Source organism: Clostridium acidisoli DSM 12555 (assembly GCF_900176305.1).
Classification (GTDB): domain Bacteria; phylum Bacillota; class Clostridia; order Clostridiales; family Clostridiaceae; genus Clostridium_I; species Clostridium_I acidisoli.
Map to the genome: position 1 here is coordinate 98230 of NZ_FWXH01000008.1, position 25494 is coordinate 123723.

The 25494-nt window shown below is 30.6% G+C and carries 25 protein-coding genes; 19 read left to right on the forward strand and 6 right to left on the reverse strand.

The annotated features are described in order from the left end of the window. Nucleotides 1-4 precede the first annotated feature (4 nt). From B8978_RS11715 to B8978_RS11730, 4 genes are read left to right on the forward strand one after another with little or no spacing between them, the layout of a single operon-like run. A complete protein-coding gene (locus B8978_RS11715) occupies nt 5-517 on the forward strand; it encodes a hypothetical protein (protein WP_084116216.1) in 513 nt (170 codons plus the stop codon). 17 nt (nt 518-534) lie between these two features. After that, nucleotides 535-1002, forward strand: coding sequence for a GNAT family N-acetyltransferase (locus tag B8978_RS11720; protein WP_084116217.1), 468 nt, complete (start codon nt 535-537; stop codon nt 1000-1002). A 4-nt stretch (nt 1003-1006) separates the two neighbouring features. Next, nucleotides 1007-1480: a GNAT family N-acetyltransferase gene (locus B8978_RS11725; RefSeq protein WP_084116218.1), complete on the forward strand. Its 474-nt coding sequence runs from the start codon at nt 1007-1009 to the stop codon at nt 1478-1480. Nucleotides 1481-1510: 30 nt separating this feature from the next. Beyond that, nucleotides 1511-3046, forward strand: a complete 1536-nt coding sequence (locus B8978_RS11730; protein WP_084116219.1) for a tetratricopeptide repeat protein — start codon at nt 1511-1513, stop codon at nt 3044-3046. A 47-nt stretch (nt 3047-3093) separates the two neighbouring features. Here the strand turns inward: B8978_RS11730 and B8978_RS11735 are convergent, their stop codons facing one another. Both B8978_RS11735 and B8978_RS11740 read right to left on the reverse strand, forming a co-directional pair. Then, nucleotides 3094-3357: a glutaredoxin domain-containing protein gene (locus tag B8978_RS11735; RefSeq protein WP_084116220.1), complete on the reverse strand. Its 264-nt coding sequence runs from the start codon at nt 3355-3357 to the stop codon at nt 3094-3096. Nucleotides 3358-3474: 117 nt separating this feature from the next. Further along, nucleotides 3475-4374 carry a deoxyribonuclease IV gene (locus B8978_RS11740; RefSeq protein ID WP_084116221.1) on the reverse strand — a complete coding sequence of 300 codons (900 nt, stop codon included), beginning with the start codon at nt 4372-4374 and terminating at the stop codon, nt 3475-3477. 340 nt (nt 4375-4714) lie between these two features. Between B8978_RS11740 and B8978_RS11745 the strand changes: the two genes are divergently transcribed. The 13 genes from B8978_RS11745 (at nt 4715) to wsfD (ending at nt 20538) form a co-directional block, all read left to right on the forward strand. Next, nucleotides 4715-6133, forward strand: a complete 1419-nt coding sequence (locus B8978_RS11745) for a sensor histidine kinase (RefSeq protein ID WP_084116222.1) — start codon at nt 4715-4717, stop codon at nt 6131-6133. Nucleotides 6134-6400: 267 nt separating this feature from the next. After that, nucleotides 6401-7618, forward strand: coding sequence for a PucR family transcriptional regulator (locus B8978_RS11750; protein WP_242950545.1), 1218 nt, complete (start codon nt 6401-6403; stop codon nt 7616-7618). A gap of 177 nt (nt 7619-7795) precedes the next feature. Next, nucleotides 7796-8944 (forward strand): iron-containing alcohol dehydrogenase, encoded by a 1149-nt coding sequence (locus tag B8978_RS11755; RefSeq protein ID WP_084116223.1) that lies wholly within the window; start codon nt 7796-7798, stop codon nt 8942-8944. 27 nt (nt 8945-8971) lie between these two features. Then, nucleotides 8972-10324: an aminotransferase class III-fold pyridoxal phosphate-dependent enzyme gene (locus B8978_RS11760; protein WP_084116224.1), complete on the forward strand. Its 1353-nt coding sequence runs from the start codon at nt 8972-8974 to the stop codon at nt 10322-10324. Between the two features lie 17 nt (nt 10325-10341). Next, nucleotides 10342-11568 carry a Zn-dependent hydrolase gene (locus tag B8978_RS11765; protein WP_084116225.1) on the forward strand — a complete coding sequence of 409 codons (1227 nt, stop codon included), beginning with the start codon at nt 10342-10344 and terminating at the stop codon, nt 11566-11568. Between the two features lie 69 nt (nt 11569-11637). Next, nucleotides 11638-13110 (forward strand): NCS1 family nucleobase:cation symporter-1, encoded by a 1473-nt coding sequence (locus B8978_RS11770; protein WP_084116226.1) that lies wholly within the window; start codon nt 11638-11640, stop codon nt 13108-13110. 26 nt (nt 13111-13136) lie between these two features. Beyond that, nucleotides 13137-14504: a dihydropyrimidinase gene (gene hydA, locus B8978_RS11775; protein ID WP_084116227.1), complete on the forward strand. Its 1368-nt coding sequence runs from the start codon at nt 13137-13139 to the stop codon at nt 14502-14504. 594 nt (nt 14505-15098) lie between these two features. Then, on the forward strand, nt 15099-15398 hold the full coding sequence (locus B8978_RS11780; protein WP_084116228.1) for a hypothetical protein: 300 nt from the start codon (nt 15099-15101) through the stop codon (nt 15396-15398). 52 nt (nt 15399-15450) lie between these two features. Then, nucleotides 15451-16653, forward strand: a complete 1203-nt coding sequence (preA, locus tag B8978_RS11785) for an NAD-dependent dihydropyrimidine dehydrogenase subunit PreA (RefSeq protein ID WP_084116229.1) — start codon at nt 15451-15453, stop codon at nt 16651-16653. A 344-nt stretch (nt 16654-16997) separates the two neighbouring features. Then, nucleotides 16998-17321: a PadR family transcriptional regulator gene (locus B8978_RS11790; RefSeq protein ID WP_084116230.1), complete on the forward strand. Its 324-nt coding sequence runs from the start codon at nt 16998-17000 to the stop codon at nt 17319-17321. Then, nucleotides 17314-17904: an HAAS signaling domain-containing protein gene (locus B8978_RS11795; RefSeq protein WP_084116231.1), complete on the forward strand. Its 591-nt coding sequence runs from the start codon at nt 17314-17316 to the stop codon at nt 17902-17904. The genes B8978_RS11790 and B8978_RS11795 overlap by 8 nt, the downstream gene beginning before the upstream one ends. Nucleotides 17905-17912: 8 nt before the next feature. Next, nucleotides 17913-18839: a DUF4097 family beta strand repeat-containing protein gene (locus tag B8978_RS11800; protein WP_084116232.1), complete on the forward strand. Its 927-nt coding sequence runs from the start codon at nt 17913-17915 to the stop codon at nt 18837-18839. 184 nt (nt 18840-19023) lie between these two features. Then, nucleotides 19024-20538, forward strand: a complete 1515-nt coding sequence (gene wsfD / locus B8978_RS11805; protein WP_242950546.1) for a glycan biosynthesis hexose transferase WsfD — start codon at nt 19024-19026, stop codon at nt 20536-20538. Between the two features lie 500 nt (nt 20539-21038). Here the strand turns inward: wsfD and B8978_RS11810 are convergent, their stop codons facing one another. Continuing rightward, nucleotides 21039-22340, reverse strand: coding sequence for a M18 family aminopeptidase (locus B8978_RS11810; protein WP_084116233.1), 1302 nt, complete (start codon nt 22338-22340; stop codon nt 21039-21041). A 179-nt stretch (nt 22341-22519) separates the two neighbouring features. Here B8978_RS11810 and B8978_RS11815 point away from each other — a divergent pair, with 179 nt between their 5' ends. Continuing rightward, nucleotides 22520-23701 (forward strand): cation diffusion facilitator family transporter, encoded by a 1182-nt coding sequence (locus tag B8978_RS11815; RefSeq protein ID WP_084116234.1) that lies wholly within the window; start codon nt 22520-22522, stop codon nt 23699-23701. 101 nt (nt 23702-23802) lie between these two features. Here B8978_RS11815 and B8978_RS11820 read toward each other — a convergent pair whose 3' ends face one another. Both B8978_RS11820 and B8978_RS11825 read right to left on the reverse strand, forming a co-directional pair. Then, the gene (locus B8978_RS11820) at nt 23803-23988 is read right to left on the reverse strand and encodes a hypothetical protein (RefSeq protein ID WP_084116235.1); all 186 of its coding nucleotides are present in this window, start codon (nt 23986-23988) and stop codon (nt 23803-23805) included. A 78-nt stretch (nt 23989-24066) separates the two neighbouring features. Next, the gene (locus B8978_RS11825; RefSeq protein WP_084116236.1) at nt 24067-24993 is read right to left on the reverse strand and encodes a hypothetical protein; all 927 of its coding nucleotides are present in this window, start codon (nt 24991-24993) and stop codon (nt 24067-24069) included. Nucleotides 24994-25114: 121 nt separating this feature from the next. Here B8978_RS11825 and B8978_RS20425 point away from each other — a divergent pair, with 121 nt between their 5' ends. Then, nucleotides 25115-25246, forward strand: coding sequence for a hypothetical protein (locus B8978_RS20425; RefSeq protein WP_278326940.1), 132 nt, complete (start codon nt 25115-25117; stop codon nt 25244-25246). A gap of 60 nt (nt 25247-25306) precedes the next feature. Here B8978_RS20425 and B8978_RS20085 read toward each other — a convergent pair. Beyond that, a partial coding sequence (locus B8978_RS20085; protein WP_207651886.1) for a hypothetical protein occupies nt 25307-25494 on the reverse strand: 188 nt, incomplete at its 5' end.

Below are 25494 nucleotides of genomic sequence, written 5' to 3' on the forward strand. Positions count from 1 at the left end.
AATTTTGAGTAATAAAAAATACAATAAGTATACAAAATATAAATCCCAAAATAAAATTACAGATAGTACAGTGGGTAAAAATACTAAAATGAATATTATAATTGCTATTGCTATAGGTATTGTGGTAATTGTGGCTTTGATTATTATGAATCCTACTCATCTTGAGGCTTTAGACGGATACACGGAAACTAATCAGCAACTTATTGGGACTTATGATTTAGTGCCAGAGGATAGCTATTATGTTGGTACTGGAACTCTTAACGGAATAGTACATGCTAGGTTTGAAGCACGGCAAAATGGAAAAATTTCAGATACTGTAGATGTTACTAAAAAGTTTTTCAAAATTGTGCACAAAGATGTTGGTGCTCTAAACGGTAAAGTTGAAGCTTACAAGAGAACTTATAAAAAAGGTTCAGATATAAAGACACATTTTTATTATGTATTATATGTAGATAGCAGTAGCAAGATTAAAGATTGTGGCACGTTAAGTACAGATGAGGATGACAGTGATGATTAATAAGGAGATGTTTTTTCATGAATATGGATATAGAGTATATACAAGGGGATGTTGAATTATTACATGAAGTAGGATTATTATGGGAAAAATTAAATGAACATCACAAAAACAATTCCAAGCACTTTAAAGAAAAATATTCAAAATTTACATTTGAAGATAGAAAAAAGGGATTAATAAAAAAGAGTGCTAATGGAAAATTAAAGATATATATGGCAAAGATTTTAAATGAAGTTGTGGGATATTGTATAAGTTCTATTAATGATGAAAATGTGGGAGAAATAGAATCTATATATGTTGAACCTAAATTTAGAAGCTTTAGAATAGGGGACAAACTTATAACTAGTTCATTAAAATGGATGGATGAAAGTAAAGTCTCATCAAAGATAATAGGGGTATCAGCCGGAAATGAGAAGGTTTTTGGATTTTATGAAAGATATGGGTTTTATCCAAGTGTTACAATACTTAAGAGACCATTAGAAAGGTGATTTTATGAACATAAGAGAAATTGATAAAAATGATAACAAAAGGATAGAGGAAATAATAAGGGAATGTCTTATAGAATTTGGTGCTAATAGAGATGGATTCGCTTGGGCTGATCCTTATCTTTCAAAGTTATCTGAGTTTTATAAAAATCAAAATAGAGAATATTTTATAGTTGAACACAATGGAAAAATTTTAGGTGGATGTGGCATAGGTGAAGTGGTAGGAATTGAAGGTGTATGCGAGCTTCAAAAGATGTATTTAGTAAAGGAAGCACGTGGAACTGGCATTGCAGGAAAACTAGTAGATATTGCGCTTAAATTTGCTGAAAAGAATTTTTCAAGATGTTACCTTGAAACCTTAAACTCCATGGAAGCTGCTAATAAGTTTTATAAAAAGCATGGATTCATAAAACTAGATAAACCTATTATTGAAACAGAACATTTTGGGTGTGATGCGTGGTATATAAAAGAATTAGGATAATTATATGCTTATGAAAGAGGGAATGTGTACGTGGAAGTATTTAAATTAAAAGTTATATTGAATAAATTTATTGGAAGAATATTAACTTTAGTAGGAATAATTATTGCATGCTTTTTTTTAATTATGACCATTTATATATTTTTTTCAAAAGACTCAGATGGTAGTAGAATTTCTACTAGCATAACTTGCTTAATTTTAACTCTTATAGGTATTTTTATGTTTATAAAAGGGAGAAGTAAAAATAAAAAAATGAACAGGCTTCATATCTATAATGGACTAATTTCAGATGCTGGCAAAACCAGTATTGAAGATATAGCTAAAATTGTAAAAAAGCCAACAAACTTTGTGGCCTTAGATTTGCAGCAGCTCATTATGAAAAATTATATAGCAGGTATATATATTGATTTAAATTCTAATAACATTGTTTTTAAAAAATCTGACAACGAAAAAATTTTAAAAATAAACAAAAAGCTAGAAGCTTTAAAAACATTTAAATATCATGATTTATATAGAAACCATAAATATAAAAAAATTAAATACAAAGTTATATTGGAAGTTTTAATATACGAAAATTTAAAAAAATATGAAAAAGCAGAGCAAACCCTCTTAAATATTATTGATAATAACAAAGTGGAATTGGATTTGTGTTATATACATTTAGGTAATATATTTATAAAAATGAACAAGTTAATTGAGACCTCAAATTGTTATGAAAAAGCTCTTCACATTAATCCTGAAAATCAAGAAATAAGAAATAAAAAAGACAATATAACATATAAAATTTCTAGTGACTTTATAAATGAAGGCAAGGCTAAAAAAGCAGTAGATTTTTTATTGAAAGTTTATGAAAGAGAAGGAGAAAGGGTATCTGTTAGTACTATAAACAACATAAGCTGGGCATACAATGAGCTTAGAGATTATGAAAATGCATTAAAGTTTAGCAATATAGGAATTGAAAAGGATAATAATGATTACTATATCTTAACGAATAAAGGAAATGCATTGTTTGGACTTAATAAAAATGAAGAAGCATTAGAGATTTATGACAAGGTAATTGGAATAGCGCCAACAACTTATCCTTATGGATGGTTTGGAAAGGGAATAAGCAATTATTATTTGCACAATTACTATGAAGCTGAAGTTGCTTTTAAAAAATATATTAACATTAAACAGTCACAAGATGCGTACTATTATTTATCCGAAAGTTTGCATGCACAACATAAATATGAGGAAGAAATAGAATTTCTTAATTCAATCATAAAAAAATCAAGAAATATAGCGTGGTATTACAATTCTAAAGGTTATGCTTTATGTTTTCAAAACAAATTTCATGATGCCATTGAATGTTTTGACAAGACAATAAAATTAGATGAGAATTTTGCAGATGCATATTATAGTAAGTGTAGAATTTTTTGTGAATTTAATGTTATTGATGGTGCATTAGACATGTTTAAGAAAGCAGTGGAGCTTGATAAAAAATTCAAGGATGTTGGAAAAGAAGACAATATGTTAGACATAATACGCAGCTTTAAGGAATATGAAAAAATTATTAATGAATGTATATAAAACATTAAAAGCGGATTTTTAGGAATTCGCTTTTAATGTTTGTATAATTAATTTTCAAGAGCTTTTTCAAATACTGCAGTTACTATATCCTTTGAAGGAACACCTTCATGTAATTTTACGTTATCAACATAATATGTAGGAACATAGTAATAATCATATTTCTTTGAAATCTCAGGCTCAAGTTCTTCATCAATTATTTTAATATCAATATCCTGATATTTAGGATTTTCACTCTTTAAGGTATCCATAAAAGAAAGCGCTTGTTTACAGTACGGACACCAACTAGTTACAAACATAGTTACAGGTTTCATGTTAATCACCACCTATATAAATTATAATAACTATTACAAAACAATTATTACAATTTAATAATAAAACGAAATCTGTAATTTTTCAAGGGGTAACTAAATAAAAAGTATAAATGCTGTCTAAATTTCAGAAAAAATATCATTTTTTATATTTTCATTGAAGGTTTTAGCTTTAAGCATTGAAATTTCAAATTTATATGGAGGTTTTTTATCTCCTAGGTCATTAGAAAGATATGGTGTTTCTAAAATTTTTGGAACATTTTTTAGAAGTTCATGGTTTGCAACATAACATAAGGCATCAAAACCTATATGTCCAAAACCTATCATCTCATGTCTATCTTTTCTACTTCCCATAGGGTTTTTACTATCGTTCAAATGAATTACCTTTAATCTATCTAGTCCAATTATGTTATCAAATTCATTTAAAATTCCATCAAAATTATTTACAACATCATAACCGGCATCATTTATATGACATGTATCAAGACAAATTGTAAGTTTATCATTGTATTTTACTCCATCTATAATACGGGCAAGTTCATCAAAGGTTTTTCCACATTCAGAACCTTTACCAGCCATAGTTTCAAGAGCAACATTTACAGTTTGATCTTTGGTTAATACTTCATTAAGGCCTTCTATAATTTTTTTTATTCCAATATCTTCTCCTGCACCAACATGGGCACCAGGATGTAAAACAAGGTTTTTCGCCTTTTTTAAAGCAGTAGTTCTGTTAATTTCTTCTCTTAAGAAATTAACTCCAAGTTCAAAGGTCTCTGGCTTTATACTATTGCCTATATTTATTATATAAGGAGCATGCACTACAATTTCATCAATTCCACTACTGTTCATTTTTTCTATTGCCTCATTAATTCTAAGCTGATCAATTGGCTTTCTAGAAGTGTTTTGAGGTGCTCCTGTGTATACCATAAATGTATTTGAACCATAAGAAATGGCTTCTATTACAGAGCCTAAAAGCATATTTTTTCCACTCATCGAAACATGTGAACCTATTTTTAACATTAGTTATCACCTCTACAAGGCACATTCAAAAAATATACTGGTATGAGAACTAGTTATTTTTTTGAATGCGCCTAAATTAATTTGTTATATAATTGTAACACTTATGAATATTAAATAAAATACAAACTATTTATTTTTTAAATATGCTTTATGTAGAATATTGTTTGAATTTCTTAATTAAGTTTTAAATAAATAGTTACAAGTGGGAAAAAATGTTTTAAAATAACAATATGAGTAAATATAAGGATTATAAAAGTAAATATAGAAAATAAAGTCTAATAACATTAAAGCTATTAAAAAATTATATTTAGAGAGTTAAAAAAACTTTGGGGGAGTTGTGATGGGTGAAATGAGCACTGATAAAAACATAGATATAGATTCATTAGAACTATGTGATCTCATGGATATAGATTTGCTTCAAAAATTTCAGGATAATTTCGCTAAAAGTATGGACATAGCAAGTGTTACAGTAGATAGAAAAGGGAATCCAGTAACTAGACCCAGTGCCTATACTGAATATTGCATTAATTTTATACATTCCACCTATGTTGGGGATCATGAATGTGCAAAATCTCACCGTGTTGCTGGGGAAATAGCAGCTAAATCAGGAAAACCATATATTCACGAATGTCATGCAGGGTTAGTAGATTTTGCAATGCCCATTATGGTATGTGGCAAACAAATAGGAACTATACTTGGAGGACAAATTTTAGATTCAAGCCTAGATGAGACTAAATTTAGGGACATTGCAAGAAGAATTGGTGCTAACGAAGAACAGATTCTTAAATCAGTGAAAAAAGTAAAGGTCACAACTAGAAAAAACATTGAAGCTGCTGCAGAAGCACTATTTATAATTGCAAATGAACTTTCAAAATTCGGTTATGAACAATTGAAATTGAAAGGTACATCTGAAAAATTGGAGTTTGAAATATTGCGAAACAATATATTGTTAAGACAAGCAGAAGAATGCAATAAATTAAAAACTCAACTATTTGCAACGGTATCACATGAATTAAAAACACCACTGAATATTATATTCAGTTCTGTACAACTTTTGGAAAATATCTATGACAAAAATAAATGTCCTCCTACAAATGATACATTTCTTAAATATTCTAACATAATGAAACAAAACTGTTATAGATTAATTAGAATAACAAATAACATAATTGACATGAATAAGATAGAACTTGGTTTTTATACCATGAAATTTAAAAATGAAGATGTTGTTAAAGTGATTGAAGATATAAGTTTATCTGTAGTAGAATTTGCAAATTTAAAGAATTTGGAACTTACTTTTGATACAGATGTGGAGGAGAAGGTAATTTCTTGTGACTCAGAGAAGTTAGAAAGGATTTTGCTAAATTTGCTGTCAAACGCTATAAAATTTACAAAATATGGTGGGAGTATATATGTAAATATACATGATGAAGGAGACCATATATTTATTTCTGTAAAGGATACAGGTTGTGGAATACCTAAAGATATGTTAGAAAATATATTTGATAATTTCGTTCAGGTAGATAATTCATTGACAAGAGATGCAGAGGGTAGTGGAATAGGATTATGTCTTGTAAAATCGCTAGTTGAAATGCAAGATGGTAAAATTGAAGTAAAAAGTGAATTGGGAATTGGAAGTGAATTTATTATAAAATTGCCTGTAAAAATTAATGAGAGTGTAGGTTTTGTAAATAATAGTGAAAGCTTAAACGATAATGTGGAGAAGATTAAAATTGAATTTTCTGATATATATGTATGAATATATATTGGCGGTTAAAAACTATGGTAGAAATAGCACAACTATCATAGTTTTTTACGTTGCTGAAATTTAAGTAAAATTTGTATGAATATACTATACAGGTTATATAAAACATTGCAAAAACAATTATATATCTATAAAAGTATTGACTTTTTGATAATAAATAGATAATATTATTTCTAATTTATCAAAATGATTAGCAAAATTAAAAAATAAAATTTATTATTATACAAAATATAAACTTTTTAATAAGGGAGATGAAAAAAATTGTTCACTTGTAAGGACATGTTATTAATGCCAGGTATGGAAAAGATGAAGCTAGTGGCCGGAGGCGGAGGAGTAAATAGAATAATAACTTGGGTTCATGTAATTGAATTGCCAGAAGTAGTTGAATGGGTAGAGGGTGGAGAACTTCTTTTTATTACAGGTGTAACAATACAAGATAACAAGGAGGCCCTTTTAAAGCTTGTTAAGGATGTGGATAAAAAAAAGCTTTCTGGACTTGTTATAAACGTAGGACCATATATTAAAAAAACACCTAAGGAAGTCATTGAGCTTGCAGACAATCTAAACTTTCCAATATTTGAATTGCCATTTGCAGTAAAACTTATAGAAATAACCCATATAATATGCAGAGAAATTTTTGCCAGTAAAATTCAAGAAGAATCTATAAACAGTTTTATGAATGAGCTTATATTTGGCAAAGTAGTTATAACCGATGAAATCATAAATAGAGCGGTAAATTATGGTTATAACCTAAAAAAGAGTTATTATGCATTGATGGTAAACATTGATGATTTCAGCATTTATCTTAAAAAGAACAATATAGATAAGGAAGAAAAAATACTAGAAATCAAAGAAAATATAATGCAAATAATTGATGGTGTTATAAAAGAGTACAACAAAAAGTATATGTACATGATCCAAGGAGAGTCCTTTTATTTTATGATTTCTGCGGATAAAAATTTAAAACGTATAGATTTTTTAGACAAAATAGCAAGCTCTATTAATAGCGAAATGACAAAAAACTTTAAATGTCTAACTGTAAGTATTGGCATAGGCGAAAAGGCAAACGGCTTAAGTGAATTTAAATGGGCTGTAATGGAAGCTAAGAATTCAATAGAAATAATTAGAAAATTAAAAGGAAAAAATAGCATAGGTAATTGTAAAAAACTTGGGATTTATAAATTGTTTCTTAGTATGGAAAATCAAGAACCAATGATAAATTTATATAATGAAATTTTAGGAAAATTAAACAGCTATGAAAAAAGTGATTCAAAGGATATGTTGAATTCTCTTCAAATATATATTGATGAAAACAGGAATATAGGTAATGCTGCTGAGAAACTTTTTATCCATAGAAATACTATGAAATATAGAATAAATAAAATAGAAGAAATACTTGAATGCGATCTTAAAGATGATAAAACTATGTTTAATATAATGTTATGTCTTAAAATAGGGCGTTTTCTTGATTTGGATTGATTAAAAAATGACTGGAATTTAAAAATTCATGAATAGTGCACAAAAAAAGTTCAAAATATTTGTTTAGCATGGACATAGGATTTAAATTAACAATATGATATTATAATCCTATCAAATTTGATGATTTAATAATTTTATCTTTAAATATTGATAAATATTTATTGTAGAGGTGAAAAGATGAGTTATTCTATTTTTCAAAGTCCTGTGAAAATAATTTATGGAGTAGGTTCTATAATTTCAGTTGGAAAAGAAGCTGTAGGTTATGGGAAAAAAATTATGATAGTTACAGGAAGGAATTCTTCTAAAAGAACTGGAGCACTACAAAAAGTTGTTGAAAGTCTTAAAGAGAATAAGCTAGAGGTTTTAATTTTTGATGAAGTTGAATCAGATCCAAGTGTAAAGACTGTAAGGATAGGAGCAGAAAAAGCCAAAGCAGAAGGTATAGATACAATCGTAGCTTTAGGCGGAGGAAGTGCACTGGATGCAGCTAAAGGAATTAGTGCTATGTGTACAAATTCAGGAGACATTACAGATTATGAAAAAAATCCGCTTGATAAATTAGGACTTCCTATAATTGCAATACCCACAACTGCTGGAACTGGCAGTGAAATTAGCAAATTCACAGTAATAACTGATACGGATAGAAAGATAAAAATGTTAATTGGAGGAGAAGCTATAATTCCTAAAGTTGCAATTTTAGATCCTTGTCTCACAGTTATGATGCCAAAACATGTAACAGCAGCAACAGGAATGGATGCACTCACGCATGCAATAGAAGCATATATTTCTAAGGTTAGTCAACCTATGACAGAAATATATGCCATTAAAGCTATAGAACTTATAAGTGAAAATTTACCCAAAGCTGTGTTAGATGGTGAAAATATTAAGGCAAGAGAAAATATGCTCATAGGACAAATGTACGCTGGTTTTGCATTTAGCAATGCTTCGGTAGCATTAGTACATGCTATGGCAAGGCCACTGGGTGCCTACTTTGATGTGGAACATGGCCTTGCAAATGCATTACTTCTTCCAATGGTAATGGAATTTAACAGGCCTGCATGTAAGGAAAAATTAGTTAAGGTTGCAGTAGCTATGGGAGAAAATGTAGAGGGTTTATCAACAAATGATGGCAGTTACTTAGCCATAGAAGCTATAAAAAATTTATTTTTAGAGACAGGGCTTCCAAAATCCTTAAGAGAAGTTGGGGTTTTGAAGGAAAGTATTAAAGAGTTAGCTGAAGATGCTATTGTAAGCGGCAGTGTACTATTTAATCCTAGAAAACCAAGTTTACAAGAAATAATAAATATTTACGAAAAAATATATTAATTTTAGGGATTAGGGGAGGAAAAAATAATGTCAGTTTTAGAGTGTAATAACGTAACAGCAGAAGAAATAAAGAATTTTGATAAGAAATATAATCTTCATTCTTGGAGTGCTCAAGGAAGTTTAAATCCTCAGGTAATAGAAAAAGCAGAAGGAATTTATTTTTGGGACAGTGAGGGTAAAAGATATTTTGATATGTCTTCTCAGCTTGTAAATTTAAATGTAGGGCATGGAAACAAAAAAATAATTGGAGCTATTAAAGATCAAGCAGATAAAATGCCATTTATGGGACCAGCATATGCTGTAGATGTAAGATCTATATTGGCACAAAAAGTAATAGAAAAGGCTCCAGATAATATGGGAAAAGTTTTCTTTACACTTGGAGGAGCAGACTCAAATGAAAATGCAATTAAAATAGCTAAAATGTTTACAGGAAGAAATAAAATATTTTCTAGATATCGTTCATACCACGGTGCTAGTTATGGGGCTGCAAATTTAACAGGTGAACCCAGGAGATATACTTGTGAGCCTGGAATACCGGGATTTGTAAAATTCTTTGATCCTTATATTTATAGAGCCGGTATTGAGTTTAAAAGTGAAGAAGCCGCATCAAAATATTATGTAGATAAATTAAGAGAGCAGATAATATATGAAGGAGAAGAAAGTGTTGCAGCAATATTTTTAGAAACTGTAACAGGAAGTAATGGAGTAATAATACCTCCAAAGGGATATCTTAAAGGCATAAGAGAAATATGTGATGAGTTTGGAATACTGATGGTATGTGATGAGGTAATGACAGGCTTTGGAAGAACTGGTGAGTGGTTTGCCTGTAACAATTGGGATGTTAAACCAGACCTTATAACCTTTGCTAAAGGTATAACTTGTGGATACGTACCACTTGGAGGTGTATTAGTAGATAAAAAAATATCAGAATATTTTGACAATAATACCCTTATGTGTGGTTTGACTTACAACGCTCATCCTCTTAGCTGTGCAGCTGGAATTGCAACTTTAGAGGTTTATGAAGAAGAAAAACTAGTTGAAAATAGCAAAGACCTTGGTAAAATACTTGGTAAACTTTTAGAAGATATTAAGGAAAAACATCCATCAGTTGGAGATGTAAGATATATTGGGTTATTTTCAGCAGTTGAACTTGTCAAAGATAAAGTAACAAGGGAGGCACTAGTTCCTTATGGTAAAGATCCAGAAAAAATCATGCCAAGAATTATTGGAATGCTAAAAGAAAAAGGTTTTTCAACTTATTCCCATGAAAATAACATAATGATAGCTCCACCACTTACTATTACAGAAGCAGAGCTTAGAGAAGCAATAGGAATTTTTGATAAGGTAATGTGTTTTGTTGATGAATATATAAAAAAATAAAAGAGGATGTGGTAAAAATGCAGAATATTAGCTGTGACAGAAAAAGAATGGAAGATAAGATTGTTACATTTAGTAAATTTGGAGATACCGGAAAGGGTGGAGTAACAAGGTTAGCATTATCAGAAGCAGATCTTCAAGCAAGAGCAGAATTTTTCAGGAGAATGAAAACAGTTGGTGCAGAAATTTTAACAGATGATATGGCAAATGTGTATGCAACATTTAAAGGAACGGAAGATCTTCCACATATTGCAATGGGATCACATTGTGATTCGGTAGTACAAGGTGGAAACTACGATGGTATTTTAGGTGTATTGACTGCAATGGAGGTAGCTGAAACAATAGTTACAGAAAAGATTCCACACCGTCATCCTATTACAGTTATGATATGGACAAATGAAGAAGGGGCGCGCTTTGATCCTGCTATGATGTCATCAGGTGTTATTACTGGTAAATTTGATAAAACCAAGATGCTAGCGTCAAAGGATATAGATGGAATAACCTTTAAAGATGCCTTGGATGCAAGTGGATATAAGGGTGATGAAAAAAACAGAATGAATGCTAAGGATTATAAGGCTTTTTTAGAACTTCATATTGAGCAAGGGCCAGTGCTTGAAGCAGCAAAAATGGATATCGGAGTTGTAGAAGGCGTTGTTGGAATGGTGAATTATGAATTCCAATTTATAGGTCAGGCAGGTCATGCCGGAACTGTTCCACAGAAAATGAGACGGGATGCTCTTTTAGCAGCTTCTGAGGCTATTCAGTATCTTCATAGAGAACTTGATAAACTTGATGATAAGCTGGTTTACACTACTGGTAGAATTGTTTGTTCGCCAAATGTGCACACAATAATACCAGATGATGTTAAATTTACATTGGATGCAAGACATCAAGATCCAGAAGTAGTAAAACAAGTTGTTGAAGTTATTAGAAGAATTCCTTCTGAACTTGCAAAGTGTAAGGTTAGCTACAAAGAATTGTGGTCACGTAAGACTGTTAGCTATAATAATGAATTCGTAGATTATGTTGAAAAAAATGCAAATCTTTACGGTTATTCTAATATGAGAATGTACAGTGGTCCTGGACATGATGCTCAGTTTGTAGCTGACATGGTACCTACAACTATGATATTTGTTCCAAGTATTGGTGGAAATAGCCATTGTGAAATAGAAAAAACAGAACTTGATGACTGCTTAAAAGGAGCTAACGTGCTACTACAAACGCTCTTAGATATAGATAAAAAGTAATTTTAGAAACTTATAGTGAATCATTTGAAAATTTACAGTGGTAAAAATATAAAATCAGGAGTGATTATAATGAAAGAAGAGATGTATGAATTAAAAGAAGACGTGAGTTCAAGTAGCCTATATAATGAAGATTTAGCACCAATAAAATTAAAGGATAGAAATTGGAATACTTATAATTACACAGCACTTTGGGTTGGAATGGCCCACTGTGTTCCTACTTATACTATGGCAGGAAGCCTTATAGCACTTGGCATGAGCTGGCTTCAGGCACTACTAACAATAACACTTGGAAATCTTATAGTTCTAATACCAATGCTTCTCAATTCTCATCCAGGAGCAAAATATGGAATTTCATTTCCTGTTTTCGCAAGAGCATCTTTTGGAACTAAAGGAGCTAATATTGTAGCAGTGCTAAGGGCAATAGTTGCCTGTGGTTGGTTTGGAATAAACACATATATAGGAGGAAGTGCCTTAAATGTTTTAGTTTCTGCATTGATTCCAGGATTTAAAAATATAGGAGGAAGCTTTCAAATTGCAGGTTTATCACTTTCAGCTGCAATCACATTTATGATATTTTGGGGAATTGAAATATTCGTAATATATAAAGGCATGGATTTAATAAAGAAATTTGAAAACTGGTCTGCACCATTAGTTATGATTTTGGCATTTATATTACTTGCATGGATGATAGTGGCAGCAAAAGGATTTGGACCATTATTAAGTACTCCAAGTAAATTTACAAGCACAGGACAGTTTATGAAAGCATTTATACCATCACTTACGGGCACAATAGGATTCTGGGCAACGCTATCACTTAACATACCAGACTTTACTAGATTCGCTAAAAGTCAAAAACAACAGATGAAAGGGCAAGCAATAGGACTGCCAGTAACAATGACAATATTTTCAGCTATGGGAATAATGATAACTTCTGCTAGTACTATAGTATATGGAAAAGCAATGTGGGATCCTGTAGAAGTTGTTTCAAAATTTACAAATCCAATTGCATTATTTATAGGTTTCTTTGGAATAGTTATTGCATCACTTTCAGTTAATATAGCTGCGAATACAGTATCACCAGCTTATGATTTTTCAAATTGTTTTCCAAAGCATATAAGCTTTAAAACAGGAGGACTTATAACAGGTATAATTGGCATACTAATAATGCCATGGAGACTTCTTGCAGATCCATCAGGATATATTTTTACATGGCTTGGAACTTATTCAGGAATACTTGGACCAATAGCTGCAATAATAATTTGTGACTACTGGGTTTGTAGAAAAACAAATCTAAATTTAAAAGATCTCTACAGTACTACTGGAGAATATTCATATAAAAAAGGTTTTAATCCAAGTGCAATAATTGCCTTAATAATAGGAGTTTTTGGCGCACTTATTGGAAAGATAGTTCCTAGTTTAAGCGGTGTATCTGATTATTCTTGGTTTGTAGGTTTTGCATTAGCTTTTATAATTTATTTTGTATTAAGTCCTACTAAAAATATAGTAAAAACCAATGAAGAACCAAAGGAAGAGATAATATAAAAAAATAAAAATGAGGTGAAGTCATAATGGATAAAGTAATTAAAAATGGAACCATTATAACTGCTTTTGATACTTATAAAGGAGATATAGGAATTGAAGGCGGAAAAGTTGTTATGATAGCAGCTAACATAAATTCTGATAATGCTGAGGTCATCGATGCTAGTGGTAAATATGTGCTTCCTGGCGCACTGGATGTTCATACACATTTGCAAATGCCTTTTGGAGGAACTATATCTGCAGATAGTTATGAGGCAGGTACTAGAGCAGCAGCATGTGGTGGGGTTACAACTGTTTTTGATTTTGCACTTCAACAAAAAGGTGATGGAATCATACAAACGGCTGAAGGAAGAAATAAACTTTGTGCACCCAAGGCTTGTGTAGATTATGCCTTTCATGTAGCTATAACTGATTTAAGACCTGAGGTACTTGATGAGTTTAAAGCCGCAGTTGATTTTGGAATATCAAGCTTTAAGGTATTTATGGTTTATAAGAAAGAAGGCTTGATGGTAGACGATGGAGTAATGTGTAAAGTATTAGAAAAAGCTAAAGAAGTTGGAGCTATTATTGCTGTACATGCTGAGAACCCAGATCTTATTGATATGAGAACAGAACAATTTTTAAAAGAAGGAAAAACATCAGCATGGTATCACTATCTTTCACGTCCAGAATTTGTTGAAGCTGAAGCTGATATTCGTGCTATCCATTGGGCAAAATCCTTAAATACACCATTATACCTTGTACATCTTGCAAATAAACAGGGTATGGAAGAAGTTAAAAGAGCAAGAGATGAGGGTTATGAGATATATGCAGAGACTTGTCCTCAATATCTTCATTTCACAAGTGATGTATATAAGAGGGAGGACGGAAGAAACTTTGTCTGTTCACCTCCAATGAAAGGTCAAGAAAGTCAAGATGCATTGTGGCAGGGAATAAAAAGTGGTGATATAGCTACAATTGCTACAGATCATTGTCCTTTCCAAAGTTATGAAAAAGATTGGGGAAAAGATGATTTTACGAAAATACCTAATGGTTGTATGGGCATTGAAAATATGTATCCATATATGTTAAGTGAAGCAAATAAGGGAAGATTGTCCTTCAACAAAGTAGTTGAACTATGTTCAGCAAATCCTGCTAAAATTTATGGATGTGCACCTGAAAAGGGAACAATAGCAGTGGGTGCGGATGCAGATATAGTAATATATGACCCTAATAAGGAATTTACAGTTTCAAAAGATAATATGCATTCAGATGTAGACCATACTATTTGGGAAGGCACAAAATTTAATGGGTACATTGATATGACTTTTTCAAGAGGAAATTTGGTATTTAAAGATGGAGAATTTTTAGGAAAGCCAGGATGGGGAAATTTTATTAAGAGAAAAGCAAGAGTTTAATAAGTTTGTTCTAAATAGTGAGAAATTGAGAAGTACGTGCGAATGGTTTTCACCTATGCTTCGCGGTGAAAAGGTGAAGGGTCGCCAAAGCGAGGTGAAGGGTTTGACAGGCGCTTTGCTAGTCAAAGGTGATGGGTTTTCCGTGGAAAAAAGCTATGGATGATTTTTCTCCGCGATGCTACGAAAAATCTTTGAATTAATAAGTTATAATCTAAAGTATTTTGCACTTCATTTTTTGACCGAAGGTCATGGACCTCGAGTTTAAACTTTGTGTAGTACTAAAAACTTAAGTAGATAGCTGTTTCCATGAAGCTTCGCCTAAAACCCAAACCTACGGTTTAAAATATATAAGTCCAATTACTTTAAACTATGAAATTCATCTTTTACCGAATGCAAAGTAACTTCTCTCACTTTTGACGGCCTTGGCCTCGTCAATCCTTCCATCTAGACGAAGGCTTTCTTTAATCTTTTTATCTAGCTTTAGCTATGATGAAAATCTTTAACTTGCACTTTGCAATTTCTAACTATTATGAATTTAACTGTTATATATTGAGAAAATCACAATAATAAAATTTATACAAGTAGGAGGAAAATATGGGGAAATTAAATGCTATTATGCTAAGAGAAGAAGCAGCAAGATGTTTATTATGTCATGAACCACCGTGTAGTAGTGCTTGTCCAGTTAAAAAAAATCCAGCAGCTATAATTATGTCTTTAAGGATGGATAACTATAAAGGAGCTGCTTTAAAAGCAAATAAAGCTTTAGAAAAAAGTGGGCAGTGCGGAGAAGCATGTGAAAATAAAATGTATTGCCAAAGAAAGTGTACAAGAGGCAAGATTGACAGACCAATAAAAATAAGAATGATTCAAGAAAATTTAGCTGATGGTTACTAGAGCCATAATATTCCCAGCTGCAACAAAGTAGGAAATACAAGGAGGCTGTAAAATGAGTAAAGATTTGTCTATAGAATTTTGTGGAATTAAGTGTGAAAATCCTTTTTTTCTTTCATCTTCTGTAGTTGGAAGTAATTATGAAATGTGTGCAAAGGCACTAGAAATGGGTTGGGGTGGAGTTGTTTTTAAAACAATAGGTTTTTATGTGCCAAATGAAGTCTCACCACGTTTTGACGTGATAAGTAAAGAAAATACGCCCTTTATGGGCTTTAAAAATATGGAACAAATTTCAGATCATACGCTAGAACAAAATTTAGTTTGGTTAAAAAAATTAAAGGCAGATTATCCAAATAAGATAATAGTTGCATCAATAATGGGTGAAAATGAAAATGAATGGACAGAACTTGCAAAGCTTGTAACAGAAGCTGGTGTTGATATAATAGAGTGTAATTTTTCTTGCCCACAAATGACTAGTGAAGCAATGGGAGCAGATGTAGGACAAAATTCAGAATTAGTTAAAAAGTATTGTGAAGCAACAAGAAGAGGAACGCATTTACCAATACTATCAAAGATGACACCTAATCTTGGAAACATGGTAATACCAGCAGCGGCATCAATTGAAGGAGGGGCAGACGGTATTGCAGCAATAAATACAATTAAAAGTATAACAAGGATTGATCTTGATACACTTACTCCCTTTCCAATAATAAATGGAAAATCAGCGGTATCAGGGTATTCAGGTAAAGCTGTTAAACCAATAGCATTAAGGTTTATTAATGATTTGGCTCAAAATGAAAAGTTGAAGAATGTCCCAATAAGTGGTATGGGAGGAATAGAAACTTGGAGTGATGCAGTTGAATTTTTAAGTCTAGGAGCTACAAATCTACAGATAACAACATCAGTAATGCAGTATGGGTATAGAATAATTGAAGATTTGATAAGTGGTATTAGTTTATATATGGAAGATAAAGGTTTTGAAAAACTAGAAGATTTAGTTGGAATAGCGTTAAAAAACATAGTTACAGCAGATAAATTAGATAGAGATTATGTTGTATATCCTAAATTTATTAAAGAAACTTGTGTTGGATGTGGAAGATGTTATATTTCATGTTATGATGGGGGACATCAAGCAATAAAATGGAACAGCGAGAGTAGAGAACCTTCAATAATAAAAGAAAAATGTGTGGGTTGTCATTTATGTGTCAATGTATGTCCTGTAAGTGCAATAGAAAGTGGAGAAAAAGTATATAAATAATTCGATTTTTCTATATGAAAATCAAAGCAAAAACATCTACCTAGGAATAAAATTCTATAGGGGATGTTTTTTTTATCTACAATATTTATAGTAAAGCTAATAAATATTATTTAGTATCTTGCAATAAATAGTACTAAGTGATATAGTATTTATATTGGGAAATATAAACAGAATTCTTAGTTTTAGGTGGAGTTTTTAGGCCATAGGTCATCCATCTGAAACTTAGAAATCGTTATCCAGAGACGTAGCAGCCGTTATCTCCCACTTTGAAGAAGATGGGAGTGTTAAGGATGGTAGTCATAGGATAAACAGTTAACTGTGACTTGGGAGGAGTATGATTATATATGAATACACAATTAAAAAAAGGTATTCTTGAGCTTTGTGTGTTAGCTGTGTTAGATAAAAAAGATTGTTATGGATATGAATTAGTAAATGAAATTTCAAAAAGCATTGAAATTTCTGATGGTACTATTTATCCAATACTTAGAAGACTTAATAAGGAGGGCTATTTTACAACCTATCTTCAGGAATCTCAAGAAGGGCCTCCTAGAAAGTATTATAGGCTAACAGAACTTGGTAAAAGTACAAAAGAAGAACTTTTAAAAGAATGGTTTGATTATGTGAAAGAAGTCAATAGTATTGTGATGGAGGATGGGTTAAATGAATAAAACTGAATTTTTACACATCTTAGAAGCGGCTCTTAGTGATTTCAAAGATGAAGAGAAAAAAGAAATATTATACGATTATGAGGAACATTTTAGAGTAGGTGAACAAAATGGTAAAAGTGAATATGAATTAATAGAAGAACTAGGTGACCCCAATAACATAGCTAATCAATACAGAACATCAAGTAAACAAGAAAATAATGAAGTTCCAAAGGATAAAAAAGAAGAAGATAATCCAATTATTGTACCTATAATTGCTGTTTGTGGTTTGTTATTATTCAATCTTATATTCATTTTGGGGCCATACCTTGGTATAGTTGGCGTAATTATAGGGTTACTCTGTGCAGCTATTGCAATAGTTATCTCTGGAATTGGGATTATAATAGGAACTATTTTAGCACCGCTTTTTCCAGTATATATTAATGTACCAAGTGGAATATCAGGTATTGGAATAATATTTCTTGGAATTGGAATCACGGCACTTGGTTTATTATTTTTAATAGGTATGTGGTACGTATGCAAATATTTTTATAGGGGAACAGTTAAATATATAAATTGGAATCTAAAAATTATAAAGGGTAGGTGACAACAATTATGAAGTTTATTGAAAAATTTAATATTAAGAAAGTAGTAATATATCTTTTAGGAATAATGTTTGTGACATTGGGACTTGGGACTTTGATAATATTGGGAACAGGTACAAATTTAATGAAAGGAACACATTCTAACCATACTAGTGTAAATGATTCTAAAACTTCAAACCTTTCTGGTATAAATGAGATATATGTGGATGTTTCTTCTAGCGATATAAATATAATTCCAGAAGGTACTTCACAGCTTAAAGCCCATTTATATGGAGATATGACCTCAAACAATAAGTATACAAATTCAAAAATTCAATGTTATAAATCTGGTAACACTTTAGTTATAAAGCAAGTTGAACCTCACATCAATTTTGTTTTTTTTAGCTCAAATCTTAAACTTGATGTATATATTCCAGCTGATTACAATAAAGATATTAAGCTAGTATCCTCTTCAGGAGACATAAACGTTAATGATTATAAACTTAATAAGCTTCAATGTAATCTAAGCTCTGGAAATTTAAAAATGAACAATATTAATGCGGATACTTTTAATTATTTAAGTAGTTCAGGGGATTTAAAAGCTGACAAATTAACTACTAAAACCACCACATTGGATTCATCGTCAGGATCTATTAATATTAATGCATTTAGTGGTGATTTAACGGCAGAAAATTCTTCTGGCGATACAAATATAGAATATGCAGATTTTAACAATAATATAAATGTGCACTCTTCCTCCGGTGAAATTGCACTTACACTTCCTAAGTCTGCAGAATTCGATTTAGATGCTGTGGCAAGTTCTGGGGATATAACAACAGACTTCCCAATAACTGTTTCTGGAAAAGATGGTGGACACAAACTTCAAGGCGTTGTAGTAAATGACAAAAATAAAATTAAACTTGATGTTTCTTCTGGTGATATAAAAATACTTAACTAACTTTTATTTATATTTAGTTTATCTTTAGTTTATTAAAAAGTAATGGGTTTATTTTATAATGAAATTATTGGGTATATATTTAATAAACTCTTAATAATTTAATAAACTTTTATTTAACTTTGAATTGTTATAATGTTTTTGCGAAACTGTTGAAACAATTCAAAGTTAAAAAGTACAACTGGAGGTGTTACACATTACGGGTATTTTTAAAAAATTTTCAAGTCATATAAAAGATAAATATTTAATTGAAAGCGTAATTTTAATCATCATTTCAATAATATTATTAAAAGTACTTTTTATAAATCCAATCATAGGTAAATGTGATAATGGAGATTTTGACAGGCTGATGACGTATGGAGGTATTTCAAATATATCAAAAAATTATAATGATATTTACAATAAATTTCTTCATACTAATTATTTAATAACAAGTCCGAATATATTTTTTGTTTTTGGAAAGGATTGGGTTTCTGAAAGCATATTATTAAAAATTGCAGTTGTTATTTTCTTATACGCACATAATTTCAGCAACTATATTTTTGATATAAGATATTTGGCATTTGTTTATAGTTCAATATTTTTATTAGGAGTATTTTTGATATTAAAATTTAATAAACTATCACCAATCTTAAAGTGCATCAGTGGAATTTTTATTATTTTGTTTTTTACAGATGTTTCTTATATAGAATATTTTAATTCATTTTTTGGAGAGGCGGGAACAATAGTTTTTTTCTTTTTAAATATTGGAACATATTTGATGTTAATAAGTAAAGAAAAACCTAAAATAAGATATTTTGTTTATTTTTTTGTAACATCAGCATGCTTTTTAACCTCTAAATCACAGGAACTTCCACTACTTGTTTTTATGCTTATAGTTTATTTAGGATTGTTTATATTCTATAAAGGAAAGCAATATAGAAAGTGTATTTTGATAGGTTCAGTTATTGTAACTATGGTTTGTGCAATGGCATATTTTTCATTGACCGATACTATGAATGAAAATAATATATATCAATCAGTTTTTTTAGGAGTTCTGAGAGGTTCAAACCATCCTAGAAAAGATTTAACTGAACTTGGCGTTAATGAAAAGTTTATGGCCTTTTATGGCAAATCTTTTTATAATAGAAAATCCAGTAAGGACCCATTAGGAAAAGACATGTTAAGGGAGTTTTATCCTAAGATATCTCCAGTAAAAATACTAGATTTTTATATTAAGCATCCTAATAGAATGTGGGAAAAAATCAAGGATTCAGCTAGTAATGCTTATAGTTTTTCGATTCCAGGTTCATGGAATTTTACTAAGGATGAATATTCTACTAATAAATTCATGAACACTTTTAGAACCAAACTTATAAAAAGATATCCTAAGTTACATCATAACATTTATGCTTTTATAGGGTTCTCAGTTATATATTTTGTAATATGTATATTTTACTTTATAAAAAGCAAGGAAAGAAGTGTAAGACTTTTAACATTGATGCTATTATTTATTTTAGCATCAGGAAGTTCTCAATTTATTTTACCAGTTATAGGATCTGGATATGGAGACTTTCAGAAACATTTATTTTTATTAAATTTGTCCTATGATATCATGTTTGGAGTTGCCATAGTTTGGTTTGCACATGTTATAGAGGTTATGTTTTTTAAGCTGAAGTATGGATTTAATGATAAGTTGACTTATAATATAAAGAAATTGTGAAGTAAAGTGAAGGGTTTTATCCTTGCTAGGCTCGGATAAAAGGTGAAGCGTTTACTGATAAATCAGTAAAGGTAAAAGAAATTTTTCCTCCTACGTCAGAAAAATAATAAATTTATATGTCTTAATTCCTAAAGATAACTCTGTTATATATTTTAATCGTAGGTTTTGATCTTAGGCGTAGCCTTTGGCCATTATAAAACAGTTTAATATGCTAATAAGTCCCTATGAATTGAATACTGGTGACCTTCGGCCCCAAAATGAGAAACAAAATACTTTAGATTATAGATTTTAAGTTCAAAGATTTTTCGCAGCATAGCGTAGAAAAATCATCCATAGTTTTTTTTCACGGAAAACCCATCACCTTTGACAAGCAAAGTGCCTGTCAAACCCTTCACCTCGCTTTAGCGACCCTTCACTTTTTCAGCGTGAAGCATAGGTGAAAACCCTTCACCCGTACTTCGCAATATCTCACAATTATGAAAAATTAATTATCAACAAACCTAAAGGTTAAAAAATTCTTCAAAGGTTTTCTCTACATAGTAGTGATCCAGTACTCCACACAGTTCTCTTATTGAATGCATTGCAAGCAGAGGAGTTCCAATATCAACAGAACGTATACTTACATGAGAGGATGATATTGGTCCTATTGTACTTCCCCCAGCCTCATCAGATCTGTTTACAAACTTCTGAAAAGGCACACCGCAGTTATTACAAATTGCTTCATATACTCCAATACTGTTGCTATCAGAGGTATACTTTTGTTGTGAACTTATCTTTATAACAGGACCATCATTTATAATTGGTCTGTTAGTAGGGTCACTTTTTTCACTCTTATTAGGATGAACTGCATGAGCCGCATCAGCAGAAATCATGAAGGATTTATTTAAAGCTCTAAAATAATCCTCACGGTCGCCTCCAAAACATATTACAATCCGTTCTAATATATTTGATAGAAACTCAGAATCCGCACCTTGTTTAGTTTCACTTCCAATCTCCTCGTTATCAAAGCAAGCGAGAACATTTGTTGTATCAGTTATATTTGAATTAATAAGAGAGTAAAGCCCAGCATGAAGCATTTCTAAATCATCAAGCCTACTTGATGAAACAAATTCATCATTAAGACCTATTAAATTTCCTTTTTGAAATTCATAAAGATATAAATCGAAGTCAAGTATGTCCTGTTCTTTTATCTTTAATTCTCTAGTAATAGTATGGATCAAAATATTGTCTTTTTCAAGAGAAGAGTTTACCATGCTCATTAGAGGAAGCAAGTCAATTTGTTTATTTAGTTCTATACCTTTGTTTATATTTCTATTCATGTGTATAGCTAAATTCGGAATAATTAAAATTGGTTTTTTTATATTAATTAGAATGGTTTTGGGAAATAATATATTATCACCTTTTACAGTTACTCTACCAGCTAAGGAAAGAGGTCTGTCCATCCAAGTATTTAATATTGGACCTCCATAAACTTCGGTGTTTAATTTTATATATTTACCTTCTGATGTCATTTCAGGAGAAGGTTTAATTCTAAAGCTTGGTGAATCAGTATGGGCACCTATTATTTTAAATCCTTTTTTTGCAACTATTCCATTTCCAACAGTAAAACCTATTAAAGCTGAGTCGTTTCTCTTTACAAAATAGCGGCCACCTTTTTGAATTTCCCACCTATCGCCTTCATTTAATTCTATAAAACCATGTTTATTTAAAACATCTTTAATGTTTTTTACAGCGTGAAAGGCTGAAGGACTTTCGTATATGAAATCTATTAGATCCTTTGCCAATACAATTTCTTTATTCATTGTAAACCTCCTGTGATTAACTATTGTCTAATTTATTATGTTTTTGTTATTGAACTTTATACACTATTGTAAAACATGATGTAAAATTTAACAATGTTATTATACTAATTTTCTAATTTATTGTATAATATAGTTTAATATTAATTATTGAAAAAGTACAGTCTAGAGGAGTGATTAACATGACTGCAAAATTTATAATATCACATTTTATAAAAAATCATGAGGATATAAAGAATAGGAAGGTAAGACAGCAATACGGAACTGTAAGTGGAGTTATTGGTATAGTTGTGAATTTAATACTTTTTATAATAGAAATTATACTTGGAGTGTTAACAAATAGTATCGCAATAATAGGTGACGCAGTTCATAATTTAGCTGATGTTACATCATCAATAGTAACACTTGTTGGTTTTAAACTTTCCAATAGACCAGCAGATAAGGAACATCCATTTGGACATGGAAGAATGGAATATATTTCGGCATTAGTAGTATCATTTTTAATTTTAGTAGTTGGACTTCAATTTGTTAAAACTTCATTTGATAGAATCTTGCATCCACAAGAGGTAAGTTATAATATTGTGACTTTTTTAATTATAATTTGCGCAATACCATTAAAGCTTTGGCTTAGCTACTTTAATAAGTCTTTAGGGAAGATTATTAATTCAGCAACACTTGAAGCTTCAGGAGCAGATGCTTTAAATGATGTAGCAATATTAGGTGGAGTAATAATATCATTAGCCGCTGGATATGCTTTTAAAGTTGATATAGACGGTTATGTTGGTTTAGTCGTAGCAGTATTTATACTTTTATCAGGTTTGTCCTTAGTAAAAGAAACATTGAATCCACTTCTAGGGCAAGCGCCAGATCCAGAGTTAGTAAAAGAAATAAAAACTTCAGTAACTAAATATGATCACATTCTTGGAATTCATGATCTTATAATACACAATTATGGACCGGGAAGATCTATGGCGTCACTTCATGCAGAAGTTCCATATAATATATCAATAATGAAGATTCACGAAGTAATTGATAGAGCTGAAAAGGAACTTTCGAAGAAACTTAATATGTTTATTGTAATTCATATGGATCCGGTATACACAGATTCAAAAGAAGTGAATGATGCAAGAAAAACTGTTGTAAAAGTACTTCAACAATTTCCTATTGTGGACTCACTACACGACTTTAGAATAGTTGGTGAAGGTGAAAACAAAAATTTGATTTTTGATATAGTAATAAGTTTTGATAATAAGGTTACGGACGAAGAGGAAGAAAAATTAAAATTGGATATTGATGCAGCAGTTAAGGTTGAACATCCAGGATATGATACAGTTATAACAATTGATAGAGATTATACCACTTAGAAATGAAACAAATTATATGTTTTTAATATAAAGAAATTGCAAAGCATGGGTGAATGAAGAATAGTCACTTTTACTTTGCAATTTCTTTATATAATATATTTTTACTGATTTTTGCTTCGCTCTAAATCATCGCCTCTTTGGTTTTCACCATTTACATTAAACTTGTTAAATTCATATTGTTTTTTTTCTTGAAGTTGTTCTTTCATTGATATTTCTGCATTTTTATCATGATCTTTAACACTTTGAATATTTGATTTTGAACTATTTAAGGATTTAAAATTAGTCAATGTAAAATCTCCCTTCAAATAAAATCTTTATAATAGTTTAACCAAAACAAATATTTATATTAAAAAAATTTAACTTTATTAGTTAGAATGAGAACAAGGATATGGAAGTTTAAAATTTGCTTTTGTAATTTTAAAGCTGCAATTGTTAAGGTTATAAGACTCAAAGTTATTAAAGATAACTGTATCGGAATCAAAACTTATTTTAAGTGGGATAATTTCCATAGAAACATCGTCTATAACACTTTTCTTTAAAAGTGGTCTATAAATAGATTTGCTTCCAGAAGCTTTAGTAACCTCTATCTGATCTGTGGGAGTTATAAGTGATATTAAAACTCCATCTTTTGAAAATTTTACAGAATTTGAATCACCATGTATACCTAAAGCCGTTGAATCAAATGCATTTATTATACCTATTTTAGTCTCTATAGGAGTTGGACTTTTAGGCTCAAATGAACTTAAAGAACCATTTTCGAAAAATGAAAGACCTATTCTGGAAGACACTGTTCCAATAGGGGAATTAAGCGTAACGAAATTTTTAGGCCAAAGAGTGATGCTCTTTATTGTGCCACTTTCAAAAAAGCATAAGCTAATCAGTTTACGACTAAGCTCTCCAGTAGTTAAATTTAAAGAGATATCTTCAGCTAAATTATATTCGTCTTCCTCTGACCAATATGCTGTTATCTTGCCATTAAGAGGAAATACACGCTTAATATTTCCGCTTTTATAAAAAGTAATGAGTTCGGCAGGTATTATGCCAATAGGAGTATTTATTTTAGTTTGTGCCTGTAAATATATACTTTCAATATTTCCATTGGTGTAAAATGACACTGATTTTATATATTTATGTCTTTCACTGTTAGGCTTATAAAGAGGAGTTAATTCTCCATAAGGGGTTTTTAATATGATTTTTCTATCTAGGGTGTATTCATTAACAGTATCATTTTTAGTTTGACTAATGTTAGTTATTCCTTGTAATTCACCATATTTAGTAATAATATTTTCCATAATAACCCTCCTAAATTTAGTATTGTATTAGGTCATAATAGTTAGATATTGCGAATCAAGAGTTAAAGATTTTCATCATAGCTAAAGCTAGATGAAAAGATTAAAGAAAGCCTTCGGCTAGATGAAAGAATTGACGAGGCTAGAGCCGTCAAAGGTGAGAGAAGTTACTTACGTAACAAGTAAAGAAAATTTATATATCTTAGTATATAAATATAACTCTACAATATGTTTTAACCGTAGGTTTTGCTTTTAGGCGTAGCCTGTGATGCTAACATTATAGCTAATATTCTAATAAATACGTATGCATTGAACACTACAACCTTCGGCCAAAAAAATGAAGTACAAAATACTTTAGATTTATAAAATTAAGTTCAAAGATTTTTCGCAGCATAGCGTGAAAAATCATCCTAACCCTTTTGCTGAAAGCAAATTCTCTCACCATTAACGGCATTACCGTTAATTCTTTAATCTTGCCACTCTGGCAATCTTTCACCTTTTTAC

Bases quoted from the DNA above. Each gene is read 5' to 3' on its own strand.
- B8978_RS11720 (WP_084116217.1), top strand. From the start codon at position 535: ATGAATATGGATATAGAGTATATACAAGGGGATGTTGAATTATTACAT.
- B8978_RS11725 (WP_084116218.1), top strand. From the start codon at position 1,007: ATGAACATAAGAGAAATTGATAAAAATGATAACAAAAGGATAGAGGAA.
- B8978_RS11735 (WP_084116220.1), bottom strand. From the start codon at position 3,357: ATGAAACCTGTAACTATGTTTGTAACTAGTTGGTGTCCGTACTGTAAA.
- B8978_RS11740 (WP_084116221.1), bottom strand. From the start codon at position 4,374: ATGTTAAAAATAGGTTCACATGTTTCGATGAGTGGAAAAAATATGCTT.
- B8978_RS11745 (WP_084116222.1), top strand. From the start codon at position 4,715: ATGGGTGAAATGAGCACTGATAAAAACATAGATATAGATTCATTAGAA.
- B8978_RS11755 (WP_084116223.1), top strand. From the start codon at position 7,796: ATGAGTTATTCTATTTTTCAAAGTCCTGTGAAAATAATTTATGGAGTA.
- B8978_RS11760 (WP_084116224.1), top strand. From the start codon at position 8,972: ATGTCAGTTTTAGAGTGTAATAACGTAACAGCAGAAGAAATAAAGAAT.
- B8978_RS11765 (WP_084116225.1), top strand. From the start codon at position 10,342: ATGCAGAATATTAGCTGTGACAGAAAAAGAATGGAAGATAAGATTGTT.
- B8978_RS11770 (WP_084116226.1), top strand. From the start codon at position 11,638: ATGAAAGAAGAGATGTATGAATTAAAAGAAGACGTGAGTTCAAGTAGC.
- hydA (WP_084116227.1), top strand. From the start codon at position 13,137: ATGGATAAAGTAATTAAAAATGGAACCATTATAACTGCTTTTGATACT.
- B8978_RS11780 (WP_084116228.1), top strand. From the start codon at position 15,099: ATGGGGAAATTAAATGCTATTATGCTAAGAGAAGAAGCAGCAAGATGT.
- preA (WP_084116229.1), top strand. From the start codon at position 15,451: ATGAGTAAAGATTTGTCTATAGAATTTTGTGGAATTAAGTGTGAAAAT.
- B8978_RS11790 (WP_084116230.1), top strand. From the start codon at position 16,998: ATGAATACACAATTAAAAAAAGGTATTCTTGAGCTTTGTGTGTTAGCT.
- B8978_RS11795 (WP_084116231.1), top strand. From the start codon at position 17,314: ATGAATAAAACTGAATTTTTACACATCTTAGAAGCGGCTCTTAGTGAT.
- B8978_RS11800 (WP_084116232.1), top strand. From the start codon at position 17,913: ATGAAGTTTATTGAAAAATTTAATATTAAGAAAGTAGTAATATATCTT.
- B8978_RS11810 (WP_084116233.1), bottom strand. From the start codon at position 22,340: ATGAATAAAGAAATTGTATTGGCAAAGGATCTAATAGATTTCATATAC.
- B8978_RS11815 (WP_084116234.1), top strand. From the start codon at position 22,520: ATGACTGCAAAATTTATAATATCACATTTTATAAAAAATCATGAGGAT.
- B8978_RS11825 (WP_084116236.1), bottom strand. From the start codon at position 24,993: ATGGAAAATATTATTACTAAATATGGTGAATTACAAGGAATAACTAAC.
- B8978_RS20425 (WP_278326940.1), top strand. From the start codon at position 25,115: ATGAAAGAATTGACGAGGCTAGAGCCGTCAAAGGTGAGAGAAGTTACT.